The sequence below is a fragment of the Arthrobacter sp. NPDC057013 genome, assembly GCF_042674585.1.
Taxonomy (GTDB): domain Bacteria; phylum Actinomycetota; class Actinomycetes; order Actinomycetales; family Micrococcaceae; genus Arthrobacter.
This window is the reverse complement of record NZ_JBHUSE010000001.1, coordinates 521,412-539,549: the sequence shown is the minus strand read 5'-3', so window position 1 is coordinate 539,549 and position 18,138 is coordinate 521,412. Positions and strand designations below refer to the sequence as shown.

Annotated in this window: 17 protein-coding genes, 2 tRNA genes and 1 pseudogene; 4 read left to right on the top strand and 16 right to left on the bottom strand. The window is 67.4% G+C overall.

Annotated features, from left to right (window positions below; genetic code table 11):
• Positions 1-89 precede the first annotated feature (89 nt).
• The 7 genes and pseudogenes from ACFTSA_RS02475 to ACFTSA_RS02445 form a co-directional block, all read right to left on the bottom strand.
• Positions 90-1,157 (bottom strand): UDP-N-acetylmuramate dehydrogenase, encoded by a 1,068-nt coding sequence (locus tag ACFTSA_RS02475; protein WP_377949356.1) that lies wholly within the window; start codon positions 1,155-1,157, stop codon positions 90-92.
• A 34-nt stretch (positions 1,158-1,191) separates the two neighbouring features.
• Entirely contained in the window at positions 1,192-2,460 is a 1,269-nt protein-coding gene (locus ACFTSA_RS02470; RefSeq protein ID WP_377949354.1) for an MFS transporter, read from the bottom strand.
• A gap of 12 nt (positions 2,461-2,472) precedes the next feature.
• Complete coding sequence (locus ACFTSA_RS02465) at positions 2,473-2,910, bottom strand: MaoC family dehydratase (RefSeq protein ID WP_377949352.1); 438 nt, start codon at positions 2,908-2,910, stop codon at positions 2,473-2,475.
• Between the two features lie 2 nt (positions 2,911-2,912).
• Complete coding sequence (locus ACFTSA_RS02460; protein ID WP_377949350.1) at positions 2,913-3,374, bottom strand: MaoC family dehydratase N-terminal domain-containing protein; 462 nt, start codon at positions 3,372-3,374, stop codon at positions 2,913-2,915.
• 35 nt (positions 3,375-3,409) lie between these two features.
• The gene (locus tag ACFTSA_RS02455) at positions 3,410-3,634 is read right to left on the bottom strand and encodes a DUF3188 domain-containing protein (RefSeq protein ID WP_377949349.1); all 225 of its coding nucleotides are present in this window, start codon (positions 3,632-3,634) and stop codon (positions 3,410-3,412) included.
• 48 nt (positions 3,635-3,682) lie between these two features.
• A pseudogene (locus ACFTSA_RS02450) lies at positions 3,683-4,623 on the bottom strand (DUF2797 domain-containing protein).
• A 27-nt stretch (positions 4,624-4,650) separates the two neighbouring features.
• Positions 4,651-5,514, bottom strand: a complete 864-nt coding sequence (locus ACFTSA_RS02445) for an HpcH/HpaI aldolase/citrate lyase family protein (protein ID WP_377949347.1) — start codon at positions 5,512-5,514, stop codon at positions 4,651-4,653.
• 316 nt (positions 5,515-5,830) lie between these two features.
• On the opposite strand from ACFTSA_RS02445, the gene ACFTSA_RS02440 reads away from it, so the two are divergent.
• A complete protein-coding gene (locus ACFTSA_RS02440) occupies positions 5,831-6,868 on the top strand; it encodes an ABC transporter substrate-binding protein (RefSeq protein WP_377949346.1) in 1,038 nt (345 codons plus the stop codon).
• Between the two features lie 40 nt (positions 6,869-6,908).
• Complete coding sequence (locus tag ACFTSA_RS02435; protein WP_377949344.1) at positions 6,909-7,829, top strand: TauD/TfdA dioxygenase family protein; 921 nt, start codon at positions 6,909-6,911, stop codon at positions 7,827-7,829.
• A gap of 79 nt (positions 7,830-7,908) precedes the next feature.
• Here the strand turns inward: ACFTSA_RS02435 and ACFTSA_RS02430 are convergent, their stop codons facing one another.
• From ACFTSA_RS02430 to ACFTSA_RS02410, 5 genes are all read right to left on the bottom strand, one after another.
• Positions 7,909-8,874 carry an aldo/keto reductase family oxidoreductase gene (locus ACFTSA_RS02430; protein ID WP_377949342.1) on the bottom strand — a complete coding sequence of 322 codons (966 nt, stop codon included), beginning with the start codon at positions 8,872-8,874 and terminating at the stop codon, positions 7,909-7,911.
• 124 nt (positions 8,875-8,998) lie between these two features.
• Entirely contained in the window at positions 8,999-10,708 is a 1,710-nt protein-coding gene (locus ACFTSA_RS02425; RefSeq protein ID WP_377949341.1) for a glycoside hydrolase family 13 protein, read from the bottom strand.
• A 52-nt stretch (positions 10,709-10,760) separates the two neighbouring features.
• Positions 10,761-11,663, bottom strand: a complete 903-nt coding sequence (locus tag ACFTSA_RS02420; protein ID WP_377949339.1) for a carbohydrate ABC transporter permease — start codon at positions 11,661-11,663, stop codon at positions 10,761-10,763.
• Positions 11,663-12,610 (bottom strand): carbohydrate ABC transporter permease, encoded by a 948-nt coding sequence (locus ACFTSA_RS02415; RefSeq protein WP_377949337.1) that lies wholly within the window; start codon positions 12,608-12,610, stop codon positions 11,663-11,665. The genes ACFTSA_RS02420 and ACFTSA_RS02415 overlap by 1 nt, the downstream gene beginning before the upstream one ends.
• A 23-nt stretch (positions 12,611-12,633) precedes the next feature.
• Positions 12,634-13,923, bottom strand: coding sequence for an ABC transporter substrate-binding protein (locus ACFTSA_RS02410; protein ID WP_377949335.1), 1,290 nt, complete (start codon positions 13,921-13,923; stop codon positions 12,634-12,636).
• A 224-nt stretch (positions 13,924-14,147) separates the two neighbouring features.
• Between ACFTSA_RS02410 and ACFTSA_RS02405 the strand changes: the two genes are divergently transcribed.
• Positions 14,148-15,350: an ROK family protein gene (locus ACFTSA_RS02405; RefSeq protein ID WP_377949333.1), complete on the top strand. Its 1,203-nt coding sequence runs from the start codon at positions 14,148-14,150 to the stop codon at positions 15,348-15,350.
• Positions 15,351-15,388: 38 nt separating this feature from the next.
• On the opposite strand, the gene ACFTSA_RS02400 is transcribed toward ACFTSA_RS02405, so the two are convergent.
• A complete protein-coding gene (locus tag ACFTSA_RS02400) occupies positions 15,389-16,048 on the bottom strand; it encodes an NAD(P)H-binding protein (RefSeq protein WP_377949330.1) in 660 nt (219 codons plus the stop codon).
• A 39-nt stretch (positions 16,049-16,087) separates the two neighbouring features.
• Entirely contained in the window at positions 16,088-16,648 is a 561-nt protein-coding gene (locus ACFTSA_RS02395; RefSeq protein ID WP_377949328.1) for a dihydrofolate reductase family protein, read from the bottom strand.
• 226 nt (positions 16,649-16,874) lie between these two features.
• Here ACFTSA_RS02395 and ACFTSA_RS02390 point away from each other — a divergent pair, with 226 nt between their 5' ends.
• Positions 16,875-17,666 carry an HNH endonuclease family protein gene (locus tag ACFTSA_RS02390; RefSeq protein ID WP_377949327.1) on the top strand — a complete coding sequence of 264 codons (792 nt, stop codon included), beginning with the start codon at positions 16,875-16,877 and terminating at the stop codon, positions 17,664-17,666.
• A gap of 183 nt (positions 17,667-17,849) precedes the next feature.
• On the opposite strand, the gene ACFTSA_RS02385 is transcribed toward ACFTSA_RS02390, so the two are convergent.
• Positions 17,850-17,923: transfer RNA gene (locus ACFTSA_RS02385), tRNA-Met, on the bottom strand.
• Between the two features lie 61 nt (positions 17,924-17,984).
• Positions 17,985-18,056 (bottom strand) — tRNA-Thr (locus ACFTSA_RS02380).
• Between the last annotated feature and the right edge of the window lie 82 nt (positions 18,057-18,138).

Here is an 18,138-nt window from a genome sequence, read left to right as displayed (position 1 = left end):
TCCCGCGCCACAGAACCGGCCAAGCCCCGCAAGACCGGCCGGGGCCGGTCGTGCGGCTAAGGGCCGGTCGTGGCGTGGCCAGACACTCGCTAGAGCGTGAGGCCGACCAGGAGCGGCTCGGGATGCAGTTCGATGCCAAAACGTCCGACGACGCCGGCCCTAACCTCGCGCGCGATCGCCACCATGTCGGCGGCGCTGGCCGAGCCGCGGTTGGTGATGGCCAGCGTGTGCTTGGTGGACAGCGAGGCCCGGCCGCCGGAGACGCTGCCCTCCCCCAGCCCGAAGCCCTTGCCGAAGCCGGCGTGGTCGATCAGCCAGGCCGCGGACAGCTTGATCAGCCCGTCGGAGCCGCCCGGGTACCGGGGTGCGTTTTCGGGCAGTCCGTCTGCCACGGAAGACGGCACGATCGGGTTGGTGAAGAACGAACCCGTGGAGTACGTGTCGCGGTCGGCCGGGTCCAGCACCATGCCCTTGGAGGCACGCAGCCGCAGGACCTCGCGGCGGACGTCGTTCGAGTAGGCCCGCTGGCCCTGCTCGACCCCGAGGACCCGCGCCAGCTCGGCGTATCGGATGGGTGCGCTCATGCGGCCCAGCGGCAGCTGGAATTCAACAGTCAGCACCACATAGCGGGGGGACCCGTCAACGGTGGTCTGCTTGAGGACCGAATCCCGGTACCCGAACTTAAGCTCCGAGTTGGTGAAGGTCTTGACCGCGTTGCGCTCCCGGTCCCAGGTCCGGACCGCGGCGATGGTCTGCGAGACGTCCGAACCGTACGCGCCGACATTCTGCACCGGAGTGGCGCCGGTGGCGCCGGGAATCCCGGACAGCGCCTCAATTCCGGACCAGGCGTGGAGCACGGCATGCTCCACCAGCGCGTCCCAGTTGTGGCCCGCCTGAACCACCACGGAAACGCCGCCGCAGGAGTCCTCCGCGCTGACGGTGAACCCCTCGGAGGCGATCTTCAGGACGGTACCGGGGAACCCGTCGTCGGAAATCAGCAGGTTCGAGCCGCCGCCGATGATGAGCAGTTGCTCGCCGGCGGCGTCCGCGGCACGCACCGCCTCGATGATCTCGGCCTCGGTGCGGGCCTCGACGTAGGTGCCGGCGGGACCGCCGACGGCGGCCGTGGTCAGATCGGAAAGCATTGGGGAGGTCACCAGTCCAGCCTATCGGGAACAGAAGCAGGGGAAATCAGGGAAGCTTGCGGGCCACCGGGGACAGCAGGAAGCTTGCCACCAGCACGGCCATCACGGCCAGCAGCGAGTGCAGGATCCCTACGTGCTCAGCCAGCAGCCCCAGCAGTGGCGGGCCGCACAGGAACGCCCCGTACCCGATCGTGGACACCACGGACACGCGGGCGGCGGCCTTGGCGGGGTCGTCAGCCGCGGCGGACATGCCCACCGGGAAACCCAACGAGGCGCCGAGTCCCCAAACGGCCAGGGCGGCGTAGGCCAGCCACGGGACAGGGGCGAACACAAACAGCGCCAGCCCAACAACGGCCATGGCCGAGCACCACCGCATCACCGGGACCCGGCCGAACCGGTCGAGCACCACTGTCCCAAGAAACCGGCCGATCGTCATGAATGTGACAAATAGCCCGTACCCTGCGGCGCCCGCCGCATCCGACTGGTGGTGTCCGTCCGCCAGGGCCAGTGCCACCCAGTCCCCCGCGGCGCCCTCGGCCAGCGCCAGGCCCAGCACCATGACGCCGAGGAGCAGGGTCCGCCGGTCCCGCCAAGCCTGGGCGATCTTGCGCTTGTTGTTCAGCGGGGCCTCGCCGCCGCCGTTGCCGGGGCGGACAAGAGGGATCGGCCCGGTGGATGGGTCCTCGAAGTTGTCGGGCCGGTACGGTGCCGTACGTTCCGCCGGCGTGACGTCGGCACGGAACCAGCGTGCCGCCGTCGTCACCGAACCGGCGACGACCAGCCCGGCAGCGGCGAGGTGCCAGAGGACGGGCACGCCGGTGCCTGCCGCCCAGGCACCAAGCCCGGCCCCGGCAACCGTGCCCAGGCTGAACGAGCCGTGCAGCCGGGGCATGATGTGTCGGCCGATGGCGCGTTCGACGGCGGCGCCCTCCACGTTGGACGCCGTGTTCCAGCTGGCCGTGCCCAGCCCGACGACGGCCAGGCCCGCGGCAACGGCCACCGGGCTGGACAGGACGGATGTGCCGAAGCCGGCCAGGATAAGGCCGCACCCCACCATGATGCTGCCGGTCCGGATGGTCCGCCGGGATCCGAGCCGGAGCACGATCAGCCCCGACGCGGAGACCGAGAGGAAGGACCCGGCGGTCATGCACAGCAGGAGCAGTCCCACCGTGCCGGGCGTGAGGTGGAGACCGTCGCGGATCGCGGGGAGGCGGGAGACCCAGGATGCGAAGGCGAGCCCGCTGGCGGCATAGGCCACGACGACCGCGTTGCGCCACAGGGCGACTTCCCGCGCCTGGACGGCGGTGGAGCTCAAGACAGCATCACGTCACGACAACCGGACGAGGGCCTGGGCCTTCATGAGCACCTTCTGGCCGTCGGACACCACGGTGAGGTCAACGCGCGCGGTGCGCGCTTCGGCATCGAGCGCGCCGACTGCGCCGCTGACGTCGATCACGGCACCGGCGTCGCCGGTCCCCGTGGTGTCGGTGACCAGCACCGGCTTGGTGAAACGCGTCTGGTAATCGACGACGGCGGCCGGGTCACCGGCCCAGTCACTGACCAGCTGCACGGCGGCACCCATGGTGAACATGCCGTGGGCGATGACGCCGGGAAGCTCGACGCCCGTGGCGAAGGCCTCGTTCCAGTGGATGGGGTTGAAGTCGCCCGACGCGCCGGCATACTTGACCAGGTCCTGCCGGGTCACCTCGATGCTGCGGCTGCCGATGTCCTGGCCGACGCTGAGTTCTTCGAATGTGGGGCTCATGGCTACTGTCCCTCTCCGCGGACCAGGATGGATGACTTGGTGGTGGATACCGGCTCGCGCCCGTTCCCGTCCGTCAGTAGGAAAATCTCGCTGCGCGTGGTGATCATGGCACCGCCGCCCATGGCGCGCACGCCGTCGACGTGCAATTCGGCGACGAGCCGGTCGCCGGCAAAGATGGGGCGGTGGTGGGTGAAGCGCTGGTCGGCATGGACGACGCGGGAGAAGTCGATGCCCGCCTCCGGATCCTCGATCAGCTGGGCGTCGGCGCGCTGGGCGATGATGATCGCAAAAGTGGGCGGGGCCACGAGGTCGGGGTGGCCCAGACCCTGTGCGGCGTCAACATCGAAGTGGGCGGGGTGGGTGGCCTTGACGGCGCGGGCGAACTCGCGGATTTTCTCGCGGCCAACGTCATACACCTCTGCGGCAGGGTAGCTTCGGCCCTGCAGGTCCGGATTGATAGTCATGGGTTCAAGCCTATCGGGGCACGCGCAAGGGTTTCCTACTTGCGGATGTTCTTCCGTACACTCTGGCCGCGGACCACCAGGCCCACCATGTGCAGCACGAGGCCCAGGCCGATCACCGGCAGGGACCCGATCATGAGCCCCTGGTTGGCGGTGACGTTGCCCGCGATGTTGAGGATGAGGCCGACGGCGATGAGGCCCATCGCGGTGAAGACCAGGATTTTGTAGGACTTGGGCGCGGTGACCCAGAATTCGTGCAGCACCGTGCCAGTTTACCCAGTGAGGCTGTGCGCCCCCATTCAAGGGCCTCCTTAGAAGAGGGGTGGCTGCACCGCCGGCACCTCCGAGGCGTACTCCCCCGGTTCCACCAGCCGCCCCTTCAACAGCCCGAGGTTCACCACGAAGTCCAGCTCCGAGCCGTCCAGGCTGGCAAGGCCGTGGCTGCCGCACAGTGCCGTGAGGGTGAAGCCGTGGCTTCCGCCGTGCATCCCGTGCGGGTACGCGTGCCGGGAGGCCGCGGCGCACAGCTCCGCGGCCTGGGCTGGGCGGATCCACTGTTCGTCCACAATGGCAAAACCCCCGACGGCGGTGCCCGCCAGCAGGGTCCGGACGTCCTCCGCCCGGCGCCGGTTGAGGAGGTCAAGCTCGACGCCGGGCAGCGGGTCCGTGAGGGCGGCGGCCTTCGCCGCGCCGCGCACCTGCTGGGCAAGGCCCGCTTCGCTCGTGGCCAGGTCCTCCAGGACGCGCACCGCCCGCCCGTCCTCCGCCAGGGCGACATACCGGGCAACCACCGCACCCTGCTCAGCGAGCCGGTTCCATTTGCGCGGCTGCGAGGCCGTGCCGATCTTGCTGGCACCGTTGGCGAACGTGGCGACGTACAGCCAGTGCGGCTGCATCAGGTAGTCCCGCAGGCCCGCCGGGACACGCCCCCGCGGTGGAAGTCGTGGATCAGCCGGGTGTCGTCCGCGAACTGGCAGGTCTCGCACTGGCTGCCCCGGACCGCGCGGGCACTGTCCGGGCACGTCACGTGCCGCCGCTCGGTAGCCGAGAAAACCCTGGTGTGGCCGAGGCAGTGCCTGGCGCCGTCCGCCACCCGGAACCCGAGCCGGGTGCCGGCGTCGAGCGTCATCTCACTGAACCCGCCTGAATGGTGCTGGAGACGCAAAACCGGCCTGCCGCCGTCGGACACTGCGGAAACGGACGGCGGCCCATCCCAGAAGACCCCGTGCACCAGATAGCGGGTATCGGTCACGGGGTCTCCTGGTGATGCTGCTGGCGCTTACAGCGCGGGCTGCACGCCGAACGCTACCGCGAGCTTCATGATCTTCTCTGCACGGCCCAGGCGGGGCAGGTCCGAGCCGTCACGGATGACGCGGCCGTTGGCTTCGAAGTCGTTCATGAAGTCGGTGGCCCAGGCAACGTCCGACGGCGTGGGGCTGATGACCTCGTTGATGACGCTGGTCTGGTCGATGGCCAGGCAGAGCTTTCCGGTCATGCCCATCATCACCGTGACTCCGGTCTGCTCGCGCAGGATCGGGTGGTTGGTGCCCACGGTGGGCCCGTCGATGGGGCCCGGCAGGTTGCCGACGCGGCTGGCGACGACGAGCTTGGCCCGCGGGTAGGCCATGGCCTCCTGGGTGTTCGCCATGCCGGTGTCGCGGCGGAAGTCGCCGGAGCCGAAGGCCAGGCGGAAGGCGCCCTGGGCCTTGGCGATGTGGTTGGCTTCCTCGATGCCGAGCGCGGATTCCACGAGCGGGACGACCGGCGTCTTGCCGTCCATCCGGTGGAAGGACTCGGTGACCTGGTCAGCCGATTCGGTCTTGGCCAGCATGACGCCGAGCAGCCCCGGCGTGCCGCGCAGGCCCGCGAGGTCGTCGGCCCAGAACTTGCTGGTGGCGTCGTTGATCCGCACCCAGGCCTGGCCTCCGCCGGCGAGCCAGTTCACCACGTTCTCGCGGGCAACGTCCTTCTGCGAGGGGTCAACGGCGTCTTCGATGTCGAGGATGATCGAGTCCGCGCGGGACACGGCGGACTGGTCGAAAAGCTCGGTTTTCATTGCGTTGACAAGCAGCCACGACCGGGCGATCTCGGCGGGGATATTGCGTTCGTGCCGGGTGATCTCGGCTGTGGAAGTAGACGTCATGGTTCTACCGTATCGGGCGCGCGCCCGTATGCGCGACGCAGATCTGCCCCGCGGGGCAGACCAATACGAACAAAAGGGGCAGTGTACCCTGCTCGGCGGGGAGCCCTGATGCCGCCTGTCACACGGATTCACTGCCCGCAACGGTGCGCCTCATGACCCGTTGTTGCGCCGTATTTCCGCGGATTTCCAACGGTTTCCCGCCGTGACCCCGGCACTTTTCTGCGTCCTCCGAGTGCGCTTACATCGATCCATCGGCCGTTGCAGCGGCCGGAGTGAACCTGGCGAACCAGCCAACCAACCCCTGAAGGAACCCCCAATGAAACGACACCTGACCATCCTGAGTGCTGCGGCCGCCGTCGTCATCGCCCTGACGGTGTCCGGCTGCGGCGGGAGCGCCGCCGGTGATGACACGGGCGGCGCGGGAGCTTCCGGCGCCAATGAAGTCAAGGAGCTCCGCTACCAGGGCTGGGCCAACAGCGTCACCCTTCCCGAGCTGGCGCAGGACCTCGGCTATCTGGGCGACGTCAAACTGAACTGGGTGGGCAACACCATCAGCGGCCCACAGGACATCCAGTCCGCAGCGACGGGCCAGACAGACTTCGGCGGCGCGTTCGCCGGGGCCGTGGTGAAACTCGTGGAGGCCGGCGCCCCGGTGAAGGCCGTCATCAACTACTACGGCGAGGACAGCAAAACCTTCAACGGCTTCTACGTGAAGGAGGACAGCCCGATCAGGACAGCCCGGGACTTCATCGGCAAGAAGATCGCAGTGAACACCCTCGGCGCCCACTCCGAGGCCGTCATCAACACCTACCTCCGCAAGAACGGCCTGAGCGCGGACGAGATCAAGCAGGTCCAGCTCGTGGTGGTTCCGCCGAACGACACCGAGGAAGCCATCCGCCGCGGCCAGGTTGACGCCGGCGCCCTGGGCGGCATCCTGCAGGACAAGGCCGTCGCCAACGGCGGGCTGCGGTCCGTCTTCAGCGACTACGAGCTGTTCGGCGCGTTTGCCGGCGGACCCTACGTGTTCCGGGATGACTTCATCGCCAAGAACCCCAACACCGTCCGGACCTTCACCACGGGCGTGGCCAAGGCCATCGAATGGGAGCGGGCCACGCCCCGCAAGGACGTCGTTGCCCGGCTCACCAAGATCCTGAAGGAACGCGGCCGCAATGAGAACCCCGCCGCCCTGCAGTACTGGAAGAGCGTGGGCGTCCCTGCCAAGGGCGAGATCAAGGACGAGGACTTCACCCGCTGGGAGGAGTACCTGAAGTCCGCGGGCATCATCAAGTCCGATCTGGACACCAAAAAGCTGTACACCAACGAGTTCAACGGACTCCTGACGGCTTCCAAGTAACCGACCGATCCAAAGCAACGCACTAAGTGAGGAAAGAACGATGACTGTCATTACCGAAACAAAGCTCGAATTCTCCAAGCTGGGCTCCCGCATCGGCGCCGAGATCCGGGGCCTGGACCTCAGCGGCGACCTGTCCGCAGAGACCGTTGCGGAGATCCGCGCGGCCCTCAACGAGCACAAGGCCCTGGTGTTCCGCGAGGCCAACATCCTCTCCGACGAGGCTCAGGTGAAGTTCGCCAGCCACTTCGGCCCGCTCACCAAGGCGCACCCCACCGTGGCGTCCGTGGAAGGCGAGGAGAACGTCCTGCCGGTGGACAGCGAGAACGGTTCGGCCAACAACTGGCACACCGATGTCACGTTCGTGGTCAACCCGCCACAGGCGTCCACGCTGCGCAGCATCGACCTGCCGGCCTACGGCGGCGAGACGCTGATCGCCTCCTCCGCCGGCGCCTACGCCGATCTTCCGGACGAGCTGCGGAACTTCGCCGACACCCTCTGGGCCATCCACACCAATGATTACGACTACTCGGTGCCCAAGAACCTGGAGCACGCCAACGCCGACGAGCGCCGCAAGGAATTCACCCGGCTGAAGTTCGAGACCGCCCACCCCGTGGTGCGCGTTCACCCGCTGACCGGCGAGCGCGGTCTGTTCATTGGAGGCTTCGCGCAGCGCCTGCGGATCGTCGGCCTGTCCAACACCGAATCGAAGGACATCATCCGCCTGCTCCAGGCCTACGTGACACGTCCTGAGAACGTGGTCCGGGTGAACTGGGAGCCCAACCAGCTGGTGCTCTTCGACAACCGGATCACCCAGCACTACGCCCCGGACAACTACGACGGCCAGCCGCGCAAGCTCAACCGAGTCACCATTGCCGGGGACATCCCGGTGGGCGTGGACGGCAAGCAGAGCCAGGCCCTGAAGGGTGATGCCTCCACGTACTCGGAGATCGCCCCGCTCTAGGGTTGTCCACACCAAACGGGGTCGCAGTTGTTGTCGTTTTGAAGCCTCGTAACGGCAACAGCTGCGGCCCCACTTTGGTTTAAGGGATGTTGCTTCCCCTGGCCGTGACCCACAGCCGGTACCACTCGGCCCGGGTCATGGTCTGGGCCGCGCGGGCGGCCCCGGCACAGGCACGGATTCTGTCCGGGTTGGCGGACCCGATGACCGGCGCGATCCCGGCAGGGTGCTTCATCAGCCACCCCAGCAGCACAGCCTCCACCGTGGTGTCCTTCTCCCGGGCCATCTCCGCCAGCAGCGCGGCCGTGGCGCTCTCGGCCGGCGTGGGCCGTTCGGGCGGGTTGCCGGTGTAGTGGCCGCGGGCCAGGGCGCCGTAGGCCTGCAGCGTGATCCCCTGCCGGGCGCAGTACTCCAGCGTCCCGTGCGGAAAGCTGTAGCTGTGGGCATCGGGATGGTTCACCAGGACGGTGCTCTCCAGCCAGTCGCGCTTGAGCAGGCTGAGCTCGAGCTGGTTGGCCACCACCGGGGTCTCGAGGCTGTCCTGCAGGAACTCGATCTGGGCGGCGGACATGTTGGACACGCCCAGCGCCCGCACCTTGCCTTCCGCCATCAGCTTCCCGACGGCGGCGGCCACCTCCGCTGGGTCCATCAGGGGATCCGGGCGGTGCAGCAGGAGGATGTCCACGTAATCGGTGCGCAGGCGCTCGAGGCTGCCGTTCACGCGCTCCGTAATGGCGTCCGCGCTCAGGTCGTAGTGTGTCTCCAGCCCCCGCTCGTTCAGCCTGATCCCGCACTTGGTCTGCAGCTGGATGCGTTCGCGCAGGCCGCTCGTGCCGGCCAGGACCTCGCCGAAGACCGTCTCGGCCTTTCCGTGCCGGTAGATGTCGGCGTGGTCAAAGAGCGTGACGCCGATGTCCAGCGCCGCATCGATGGCCTCTGCCGCGGCCTCGACGTCGGTGATTTCGTGGGGTTCGGTCGACCAGTCCCCGCCCAGGCCCATGCAGCCGTAGAGCAGCCGGCCGTAGGGTGCTGCAGTCTGTTCAGTCATGGCATCACTCTTTCATTTGTTCCGGGCCCCGCACAGAGCCCCGGCGGCCGGGTGTTTAACGAGTCGCTGGCGGCACCCCGTCCAGTCAGGCCCGGGGCCGCCAGCGGCGGGTATTCAGTGCGGATCAGCGCAGCCAGGCCGTGGTGTTGGCCGGCAGCTTCCCGTCTTGCAGCGGGGCGCTGCTCACCAGCACGGTGCCCGCGGGAAGGTCGACGGCGGTGTCCCCGAAGTTGGTCACGGACTGCCACCCTCCCGGACGGCTGAAGTGCAGGACGTCCGGGTTCCCGGTTTCGATCCATTCCAGCTCTTCGGCAGCCTGCAGCTCGCGGCGGAGCTTCAGCGCCGTGCGGTAGAGCTCCAGCGTGGAGCCCTGGGTGCCGTCCTGCGCCTCAACCGCGTAGGTGCTGAACCACTCGGGCTGCGGCAGGTGCGCGCCGCCGTCGCCGAACCCGAAGGACGTGCCTTCCACGGACCACGGCAGCGGCACACGGCAGCCGTCGCGGCCCACTTCCACTCCCCTGTTGCGGAAGAACGACGGGTCCTGCCTTTCGGCTTCGGGGATGTCGGCCACTTCCTGCAGGCCCAGTTCCTCGCCCTGGTACAGGTAGGCGGAACCCGGCAGCGCAAGCATCAGGAGCGTGGCGGCACGGGCACGGCGCTGGCCGAGATCCACGTCGAGTTCCTCCGCTGGACCGCCGGCCAGCAGCCAGTCCTTGCCGTCCTGTCCCTTGGCGTGCTTGCCCTTGGAGCCCTTCGGCAGGCCGTAGCGGGTGGCGTGCCGGACGACGTCGTGGTTGGAGAAGACCCAGGTGGAGGAGGCGCCGGTGGCGGCGGCCTCTGCCAGGTTGCGGGTGATGATCTCGTGGAACTCCTCGGCGTCGAAGTCCGCCTGCAGGAGGTCGAAGTTGAACGCCTGGCCCAGGCCCTCGGGGCTGGCGTAGCGGGCCCGGCGCGTGGCGTGCACCCAGGCCTCGGCGACGGCGGTGCGCGGCGGGTTGTACTCGTTGAAGACCTCGCGCCACTCGGCGTAGACCTCGTGCACTTCGTCGCGGTCCCAGAACGGGTGCGACCCGTCGTCGAACCCGTCCGTGCCGGTGTTGGCGGCGCTCAGTTCCAGCTTGGACAGCAGCGGTTCGGTGAGGTCCTTGGTGAGCGCGTGCGCCACGTCAACGCGGAAGCCGTCGACGCCGCGGTCCGACCAGAAGCGCAGGGTCTTGAGGAAGTCGTCGCGGATTTCCCGGTTGGCCCAGTTCAGGTCGGGCTGTTCCTTGGCGAAGATGTGCATGTACCACTGGCCGGGGGTCCCGTCCGGTTCGGTGATGCGCTCCCAGGCGGGGCCGCCGAAGACGGAGTCCCAGTCCGACGGCGGGAGCTCGCCGTTGGGGCCCTTGCCGTCACGGAAGATGTAGCGGTCCCGGGCCGGTGAACCCTTCGGGGAGGCGAGGGCTTCCTTGAACCATTCGTGCCGGTCCGAGGAGTGGTTCGGGACGATGTCCGCGATCAGCTTGATGCCGGCGGCGTGGAGGGCGGCGGCCATCTCGTCGAAGTCCTCCAGCGTGCCGAGCTTCGGGTCCACGTTGCGGTAGTCGTCCACGTCGTAGCCGCCGTCGGCGAGCGCCGAGGGGTAGAACGGGCTGAGCCAGACGGCGTCGATTCCGAGCGCCTTCAGGTACGGGACCTTGGCCGTGATGCCCTTGATGTCGCCCAGGCCGTCGCCGTTCGAGTCGGCAAAGCTGCGGGGGTAGATCTGGTAGACGGACGCCTGGCGCCACCAGTTCGGATCGGCCAGACGGTCGGAATCGGAAAGGGTTGCCAGCGTGGCGGTGGTGGACAAGGGATGATCCTTTTCTTGTGGTTGGGGTTGTTGCTGGACTGGTTTGATGGGTCTACTTGACGGCCCCGCGCATGACTCCGGACAGTACCCAACGCTGGGCGAGGATGTAAACCACCAAGGTGGGTGCCATGGCCATCAGGTAGGAGGCGAACGCGAGGCTGTAGTTGGTGTTGAACTCCCCCTGGAAGAGCATCTGCACCACGGGAAGGGTCTGCAGGGCGGGGTCGGCGATCATCATCTGCGGCAGCAGGAAGTCGTTCCAGGAGCCGAGGAAGGCGAAGATGCCCACGGTGGCGTTCATGGGGGCCAGCAGCGGGAAGATGATCTTGCGGAACACCTGCCAGGTGGTGGCGCCGTCGAGCCGGGCCGATTCCTCCAGCTCCACGGGGATGGAGCGGACGAAGGCGATGTACAGCAGCGTGTTGAACGAGATGCCGCCCAGCACGTGCAGGAACACCACTCCGCCCGGGTTGTCCAGGCCGAGGAGTGCCGTCTGCTTGATAAGCGGCAGGATGATCACCGGGAACGGGATGAACATGGCCGACAGCAGGTACACGAAGGAGCCGCGGAAGAACTTCCGGTTCCAGTTCCTCGCGATGGCATAGGCCACGAGCGAGCTGCAAGCCAGCGAACCAAGCACGCTGAGGACGGTGACGAACGCCGTCGACATAAACGCCCGCGGGAAGTTCGTTGCCATGTAGGCGGCGCCGAAGTTTTCCCAGTTCACCGGGCTGGGCCATTCCAGTCCCGTGCCCGTACCGATCTGGTCCGGGGCCTTCAGTGCCATGGCCACGGTGAAGTACAGCGGGAGCAGCACGGTCAGGGAGGCCGCCAGCATCAGCGCGGTGAGCCACCAGTTGATCTTGTAGCCTTCCCGGCCGGAGCGGTTTTTCCGGCCAAGCGGGCTGGCTGCGTCGCTGGAAGGGCGGCGGTTGGTCAGTGGAAGAGCTGTCATTAGAGTGAAACCCCCCGGCGCTGGATGAGGCGCAGCTGGATGACGGAGATCAGCAGGGTGATCAGGAAGTAGATGACCGCATTCGCCATCTGGTACGAGTAGTCCCCGCCGGTGAAGCCGGAGAAGATGCGCATGGCCACGGACTGGGTGGCCATGCCGGGGCCGCCGCCGGTAAGGCCCACGATGATCTCGTAGGTACCGAGGAAGCCCTTGAAGCCGAGGATCACGTTGATGACGAGGTACCCGAGGATGAGCGGCAACGTCAGGCTGGCGAACTGCCGGAAGGTGCCGGCGCCGTCGAGGTCCGCGGCTTCATACACGTCGGACGGTACGCTCTGCAGCCCGGCCAGGTAGATGATGGTGGCGCCGGGTGCCGCCTGCCAGACCGTGACCAGCACGATGGCAAGCCAGGCGTAGTTCTCATTGGCCAGGATGCTCGTGGCCAGTGGTGTCACGCCGAGGCTGTCCGCGATCACCGGCAGGGTGTTGGAGAACAGGTAGTTGAACACGAAGGACACCACCAGGGCCGAGAGCACCATGGGGATGAAAAAGACGGTGCGGATGCCGGAGCGCCACTTGATCCTGGCGTTCAGGCCGAGGGCGATCGCCAGTGCCACGACATTGACCACCACGGTGGTGGTCAGGGCGAACACGAACGTGAAGATGTAGGACTGCAGGATGGCGGGGTCTTTGAAGATGTTGACGTAGTTGGACAGTCCGATGAACTTCCAGTCGCCGTAGCCGGCGTAGTTCGTCAGGCTGAAGAACACGCCCACGAGTGCCGGCAGCGTGATGAAGAAGGCGAACAGTGCCAGGACCGGCACCACCATCCAGTAGTACGCGGGATCGATCTTGTTCTTGGACCTGCCGGTGAGCTGCGGTGCTTTAGGGGAAACGGTTGCGGCTGCGGGCGGGGCTGCCTGCGCCGTCTCTGTGGTTGTCGTCATGGGGGCTCCTGGATTCGGGCGGGTCAGACCGCGGTGCGCTCGGCCACCCGGCGCCATTCGTCGTCGAGGGCGGAAAGGAACTGCCGGCCGTTCTTGCCGTACACGAAGGACTGGATGTAGTTGTACAGCGGTACCGACGGCGGGAAGTAGGTGGTTGCCCCCTGGTAGTACCGCCCCTCCCGGACGGAGGCGGCGAGGCCGGTGATCTGGGGATTTTCGACGGCGGGAGCTTCCTTGAGCGGCGAGAACGCCGCGTTCTTTTCGTTGTAGGCGTTCACCACGGAGGGGTCCAGCAGGTAGCTGACGAACCGGCGTGCCGCGGCCATGTTGGGCGTGTTGCGGGTGATGGACAGAGCCATGTCCACGTTGACCCGGGCCTTGGTGTCGGCGGTGTTGTTCGTGACGGGCAGCGGGAAGCTGCCGAGCCGGACGTCCTTGTTGGCGGCCACCAGCTGGGACAGTGCCCACGGGCCCTGCAGGTACATGGCCGCCTGGCCCTTGGCGAATGCGGCGTTGCCGTCGGCGTAGTTCTTGCTCGTGGCGCCCTTCTGCGAGAAGGCGGCCAGCTCGAGCATCTTGGGCAGGACCGGGCTGAAGTTGCTGGTGAACGATTCCTTGGCGTCTTCGCTGATGGCGGCGCCCTTGGCGGTGAGCTTCGCGAAGAAGCCAGCGACGTCCAGGGAGCCGCCGGCGAGGTAGTCGAACATGCCCTGGCCGAGGGTCCAGCTGTCCTTGAACGTGCCGTAGATGGGGGTGATGCCGGCGGACTGGAACTTCCCGCAGGCCGCGGCGAACTCGTTCCACGTGCGGGGGACGGACACGCCCTGCGCCTCGAAGATGTCGCGGTTGTAGATGACCCCGGCGGCTGCCAGGGAGAACGGAAGGGCGCTGATCTCGTGCCCGTTGTACTGTCCCCACGAGCTGACCAGGGCCTGGACCTTGGGATCGATCGTGGCTGCGGCCGGATGGTCTGAAAGGTCAGCGAACACGCCCTTGCGGACAAAGTCGGCGCTGGCCTGCACGAAGCCGCGGGTCACGACATCCGGCGGGTCGTTGCGGACCAGGCCGGGCACGAAGTTGCCCTCATTGAAGTCCTGGATGACGCGGATGTCCGGGTTGAGCGCCTCGAAGTCCTTGATCACCTGGTTGAAGTAGGCCACCACCTCGGGCTTGTTCTGCATGAAGCGCAGCGTCGTGACGCCGTTTTGGCTGCTGGGCACGGCACCGCAGCCCGCCAGCGGAAGGACGGCTGCCGCGCCAGCCAACCCGGCGGCCTTGAACAGCGCGCGCCGGCTGAGCGGACTCGCGCTCACAGCTCGGAGGCCGGGGAGTGCCTGCCGGTGGCGCGGCGTTGTAGATACCGGGGTTGGTGCGTCGAAGGGCTGTTCACAGTTGCTCCTTTGCAAAAGGGCTGAGGAAAAAGCTGGAAGGAGAATCCCGGCGCCGGCGGCCGTCCGGCCCACGGGATCAATTTATATGGACTCTAAATTTAGTTCCTCAAGTATTATGTGGGGCAGAGCACAAGGAGGTCAACAGCATGTCCGAGATGACGGCGGCCACGCCCCAGCTGCTGCGCCGAGTGAGCGCCGGGGCGGTCCTGGATTTCATGCGCGCCTCGGGTGCGGTGACGGTTACCGAGGTCATCCAGGCCACCGGCCTCACCCGGGCCACCGCCCTCTCCGTGTGCGAGGACCTCATGGAGCGCGGGTGGATCACCGAACTGGAGAACCAGCGTGCCTTTGGCGGATACCAGAAGGGGCGGCCCGCCAGGCGGTTCGAACTCAATGAGCGTGCGGGCTACGTGCTGGGAATGGACGTGGGCTTCTCCAAGGCGACAGTGGTGGTGTCCGATCTTCGCGGCAAGGCGCTGGGGCGTGCCAGCCAGCCATTTGAGATTGAGGACATGTCCGCCGAAGAACGGGTCGCCGTCATTGACCGGGCCGCCACCATGGCCCTGCACGGTGTGGGCGCCTCCCCTGATGCCGTGCTGGCCGTGTGCGCCGGCATCGCCGCCCCGGTGGACCGGAACGGCAACATCCTGGCGGCCCAGCATTTCTGGGGGCTGTTCGACCTCGGCCTGAAGTCTGCGCTGCATGAGCTGCACGGGTGGACGGTGCTGCTGGAGAATGACGCCAACCTCGCCGCCCTCGGCGACCGGTGGCGGGGCGCGGCGGCCGGCGTGGACGACGTCGTCGTGATCCTGGCGAGTGAGCGCTTCGGTTCCGGCGTCATCGAGGACGGCCGCCTGCTGCACGGCAGCGGAGGCGGCGCGGGCGAGCTCGCATACCTGGACCTGGTGGAGGGCGTGGGGGACACCTACGGCATCGCAACACTGGCGCGGGCCTGGGCCGCGGAGGCGCTGGAGGGCAACGCGGAAACGTCCCTCCGCGAGCATGCAGCCACGGGGGCCGAGGCGGAGCACGTCTTTGCTGCTGCCGCCGCGGGTGATTCGGAGGCCCTGAAGATCCTGGACCGGCTGGCCGACAGGATGGCGCGGGTGATCGGCTCGGTGGCTACCGTGATCAACCCCGAGCTCGTGGTGATCGGCGGGGCCGTGGCCAACTCTGCCGGCGTCCTGCTCGAGCCCATTGCTGCGCGGCTGCCGGACTTCACGGCCACCCCGCCGCGGGTGGCGGTCTCACCGCTGGGCGATTCAATCGTCACCGTGGGCGCAGTCCGGCGGGCCCTGGACTACGTGGAGACGAACACCCTGGACCTGGAGCTCAACGTCCCGGCCTGACCCGTAACCCGAGACAAGCGCAAACCTATTCCGGCGGGTTACTGCAGGGCGTTCAGTGCCGCCGCCACCGGCTGGGTGCCGTCGCGGAATTCGATGGTCCTGCCGGCGGTTCCAGGCCGGTCCAGCACCGCGGCGGCGACCAAGGCGACGTTGGCGCGCGACGTCTGCGTGCCTGAGCTGGCGTCCGCGGGATTCACATCGACCAGCCCATTCCCCGGCCCCTCGGTAAGCGTTCCCGGCCCCAGGACGGTCCACTGGAGCTGGGTGCTGCGGAGGTACTCGTCGGCGGCGGCCTTAGCCTCGGCGTAGGCATGGAAGCTGTGCCCTTCGGGGACCCCGTGGTCCGGGCCGGCGCCGAAGTAGGACACCATCACATAGCGCCCGGCGCCGGCCTCCGCTGCCGCGTCCATGGAACGGATGGCGGCGTCCCTGTCCACGGCATACGTGCGGGCCGGGTTCCCTCCCCCGGCGCCGGCTGACCAGACCACGGCGTCGTGGTTCCGGAGCGCGGCGGCGATCTCCGCCGTCGTCGAGTTTTCAACGTCGAGGACCGACGGCGATGCCCCGGTGGCGGCGACGTCCGCCGCATGGTCCGGGTTGCGGATGAAGGACGTGACGCTGTGCCCCTGTTCCGTGAGGAGTGCCGACAGTTGCAGGGCCACTTTGCCGTGGCCGCCGATGATTGCGATGCGGGTCATGCCCCCATTGTGTCCCAAACCCATGCCTCGGCCGGGCCATCACGTCCGGTTGGCGTAGCGGAGGAAGACCGTGCCGTTGCCGAACCGGCGCTCCTCGAGCAGCTCAAGCCGCAGACGGACGTCATCCGGAAGGAAGCTCTTGCCGCCGCCCACTGCCACGGGCGAGAGGAGCATCTGGAACTCGTCCACCAGTCCCGCCCGGATGGCCTCCCCGGCAAGGTCGGCGCCACCTATCACCAGGTCCCGGCTGGCCTCGGCCTTGAGCCGCCCGACGGTGTCGGCGTCGAAATCCCGCTCGATCCTGGTCCGGGCGGTGCTCACATCCTGCAGGGTGCGGGAGAAGACCACCTTGTCCGCTGCCTTCCAGATGTCCGCGAAGTCCCGGACGTAGCCGGGTATCTCGCCGAAGTCCTCAGGATGGTCCCAGACCGCCATCACCTCGTACATCCGGCGTCCGAGCAGCTGTGTTCCCGCCGGCCGCATCAGCTCGTTGACGAAGGAATGCACCTCGGCGTCCGGCTCGGCCCAGTCGAAGTTGCCGTCCCGGTCCGCGATGTAACCGTCAAGGGACATGAGTCCCAGGTACTTCAGTCTGGCCATGCCGGCTCCTGGTTGTCCGCCTGCCTGTTTGCCTTGGTTGTGCAGTCCGACCTTAGGTTCCAGCCGCCCCGGAACACAACGGTTCCGCCGGTTCCGGGTCCAGCCGCAGCGTTCCCACAGGATTGCATCAAGACCTCATCAAGGATCCGGTCCTCCCCTGTTCCGGCTGGCATGCTGGTTGACGCATCAAGCAAATTCATACCGTTTCAGGAACCATGGGGGAAGCATGCCGTTAGGCACGTCCAATTACACAGACCCGAACGCCGCGCCGTTCGGGCAGGCTGGGCCGTCCAGGCAGGCCGGCGCGTTCAAGCAGGCACGACGCCGGATGGCCGCCATCACGGCGACCGTCACGTCCGGCCTCTGGGTCCGTTCGCTGTCCGCCACCGCCGTGGCCGCAGGCCTGCTGCTCACCGGGCTGGCAGTCCCCGCCGAGGCCGCAAGCCTCTATTCCGCGCCGCTGCGCACCGCTGCCCGCGCCCTCACGGTGTCCCCGGAGAACAACATGGGCTACGACCGGACCCGCTACTTCGGCACCTGGCTCGATACCAACCATGACTGCCAGAACACCCGGGCCGAGGTCCTGCTGCAGGAGGCGAAGGTGGCCGCCACGTACACCACCGCACGCCGGTGCACTGTGCGCACGGGCCGCTGGGTCACCAGATGGGACAATCGCACGCACACCCTTGCGTCCGCCGTGGAGATCGACCACACGGTCCCTGTCCACGAGGCGTGGGGCTCCGGCGCCCGCTACTGGTCACAGGCGCGCCGCGTGGCGTTCTATAACGACCTCGGCGACGGCCGGTCCCTGAACGCACAGACGGCGGCGCTGAACTCCGCCAAGCAGGCCAAGGGCCCAGAGGCATGGATGCCGCCGGCGAATAAGTGCGAATACATCGGCAACTGGATCGCCGTGAAGATCCGCTGGGGCCTGCGGGTGGACAGCGCCGAGAAGGCGGCCCTGGTCCGCTGGGCAGACTCCTGCCCGAACGTGCGCATCAGCGTCACCAGGGCTTAGGCCCGGACCGGGCAGGCAAGTCCGAAATGGGGCACTTTGACACGGGACACGCCGGCCGCCGTCGTTATTACGGCGCCGACTCCCCCAAAGTGCCCCACGACGGCTTGGCCTTGGGGCGCATGGGGCCCTTGGCCAAAAACAAAAGCAGGCCAGGGGCTGAATGCCTCTGGCCTGCAGATTCTGTAGCGGTGGGGAGGCTCGATCTCCCGACCTCACGATTATGAGTCGTGCGCTCTAACCAACTGAGCTACACCGCCACGAATGAGAAAAACCTGTGTCAAGCCGGTCAAGACCGCCTTGACACAGGCCCTCATTCCGAGCCCCCCACCGGAATCGATCCGGTGACCTCGTTCTTACCAAGAACGCGCTCTACCACTGAGCTAGGGGGGCAACGAGTAAATACTCTACCGGAAGATTTCGCACTCAACAAATCGGCGGCTGAGCGGGGTTCCCTTGGCCGAAAAAGCCCGGA

Excerpts from the sequence above, each read along its gene's own strand:
- ACFTSA_RS02465 (WP_377949352.1), bottom strand. The coding sequence starts at position 2,910 with ATGAGCCCCACATTCGAAGAACTCAGCGTCGGCCAGGACATCGGCAGC.
- ACFTSA_RS02460 (WP_377949350.1), bottom strand. The coding sequence starts at position 3,374 with ATGACTATCAATCCGGACCTGCAGGGCCGAAGCTACCCTGCCGCAGAG.
- ACFTSA_RS02445 (WP_377949347.1), bottom strand. The coding sequence starts at position 5,514 with ATGACGTCTACTTCCACAGCCGAGATCACCCGGCACGAACGCAATATC.
- ACFTSA_RS02440 (WP_377949346.1), top strand. The coding sequence starts at position 5,831 with ATGAAACGACACCTGACCATCCTGAGTGCTGCGGCCGCCGTCGTCATC.
- ACFTSA_RS02435 (WP_377949344.1), top strand. The coding sequence starts at position 6,909 with ATGACTGTCATTACCGAAACAAAGCTCGAATTCTCCAAGCTGGGCTCC.
- ACFTSA_RS02430 (WP_377949342.1), bottom strand. The coding sequence starts at position 8,874 with ATGACTGAACAGACTGCAGCACCCTACGGCCGGCTGCTCTACGGCTGC.
- ACFTSA_RS02420 (WP_377949339.1), bottom strand. The coding sequence starts at position 11,663 with ATGACAGCTCTTCCACTGACCAACCGCCGCCCTTCCAGCGACGCAGCC.
- ACFTSA_RS02415 (WP_377949337.1), bottom strand. The coding sequence starts at position 12,610 with ATGACGACAACCACAGAGACGGCGCAGGCAGCCCCGCCCGCAGCCGCA.
- ACFTSA_RS02405 (WP_377949333.1), top strand. The coding sequence starts at position 14,148 with ATGTCCGAGATGACGGCGGCCACGCCCCAGCTGCTGCGCCGAGTGAGC.
- ACFTSA_RS02400 (WP_377949330.1), bottom strand. The coding sequence starts at position 16,048 with ATGACCCGCATCGCAATCATCGGCGGCCACGGCAAAGTGGCCCTGCAA.
- ACFTSA_RS02395 (WP_377949328.1), bottom strand. The coding sequence starts at position 16,648 with ATGGCCAGACTGAAGTACCTGGGACTCATGTCCCTTGACGGTTACATC.
- ACFTSA_RS02390 (WP_377949327.1), top strand. The coding sequence starts at position 16,875 with ATGCCGTTAGGCACGTCCAATTACACAGACCCGAACGCCGCGCCGTTC.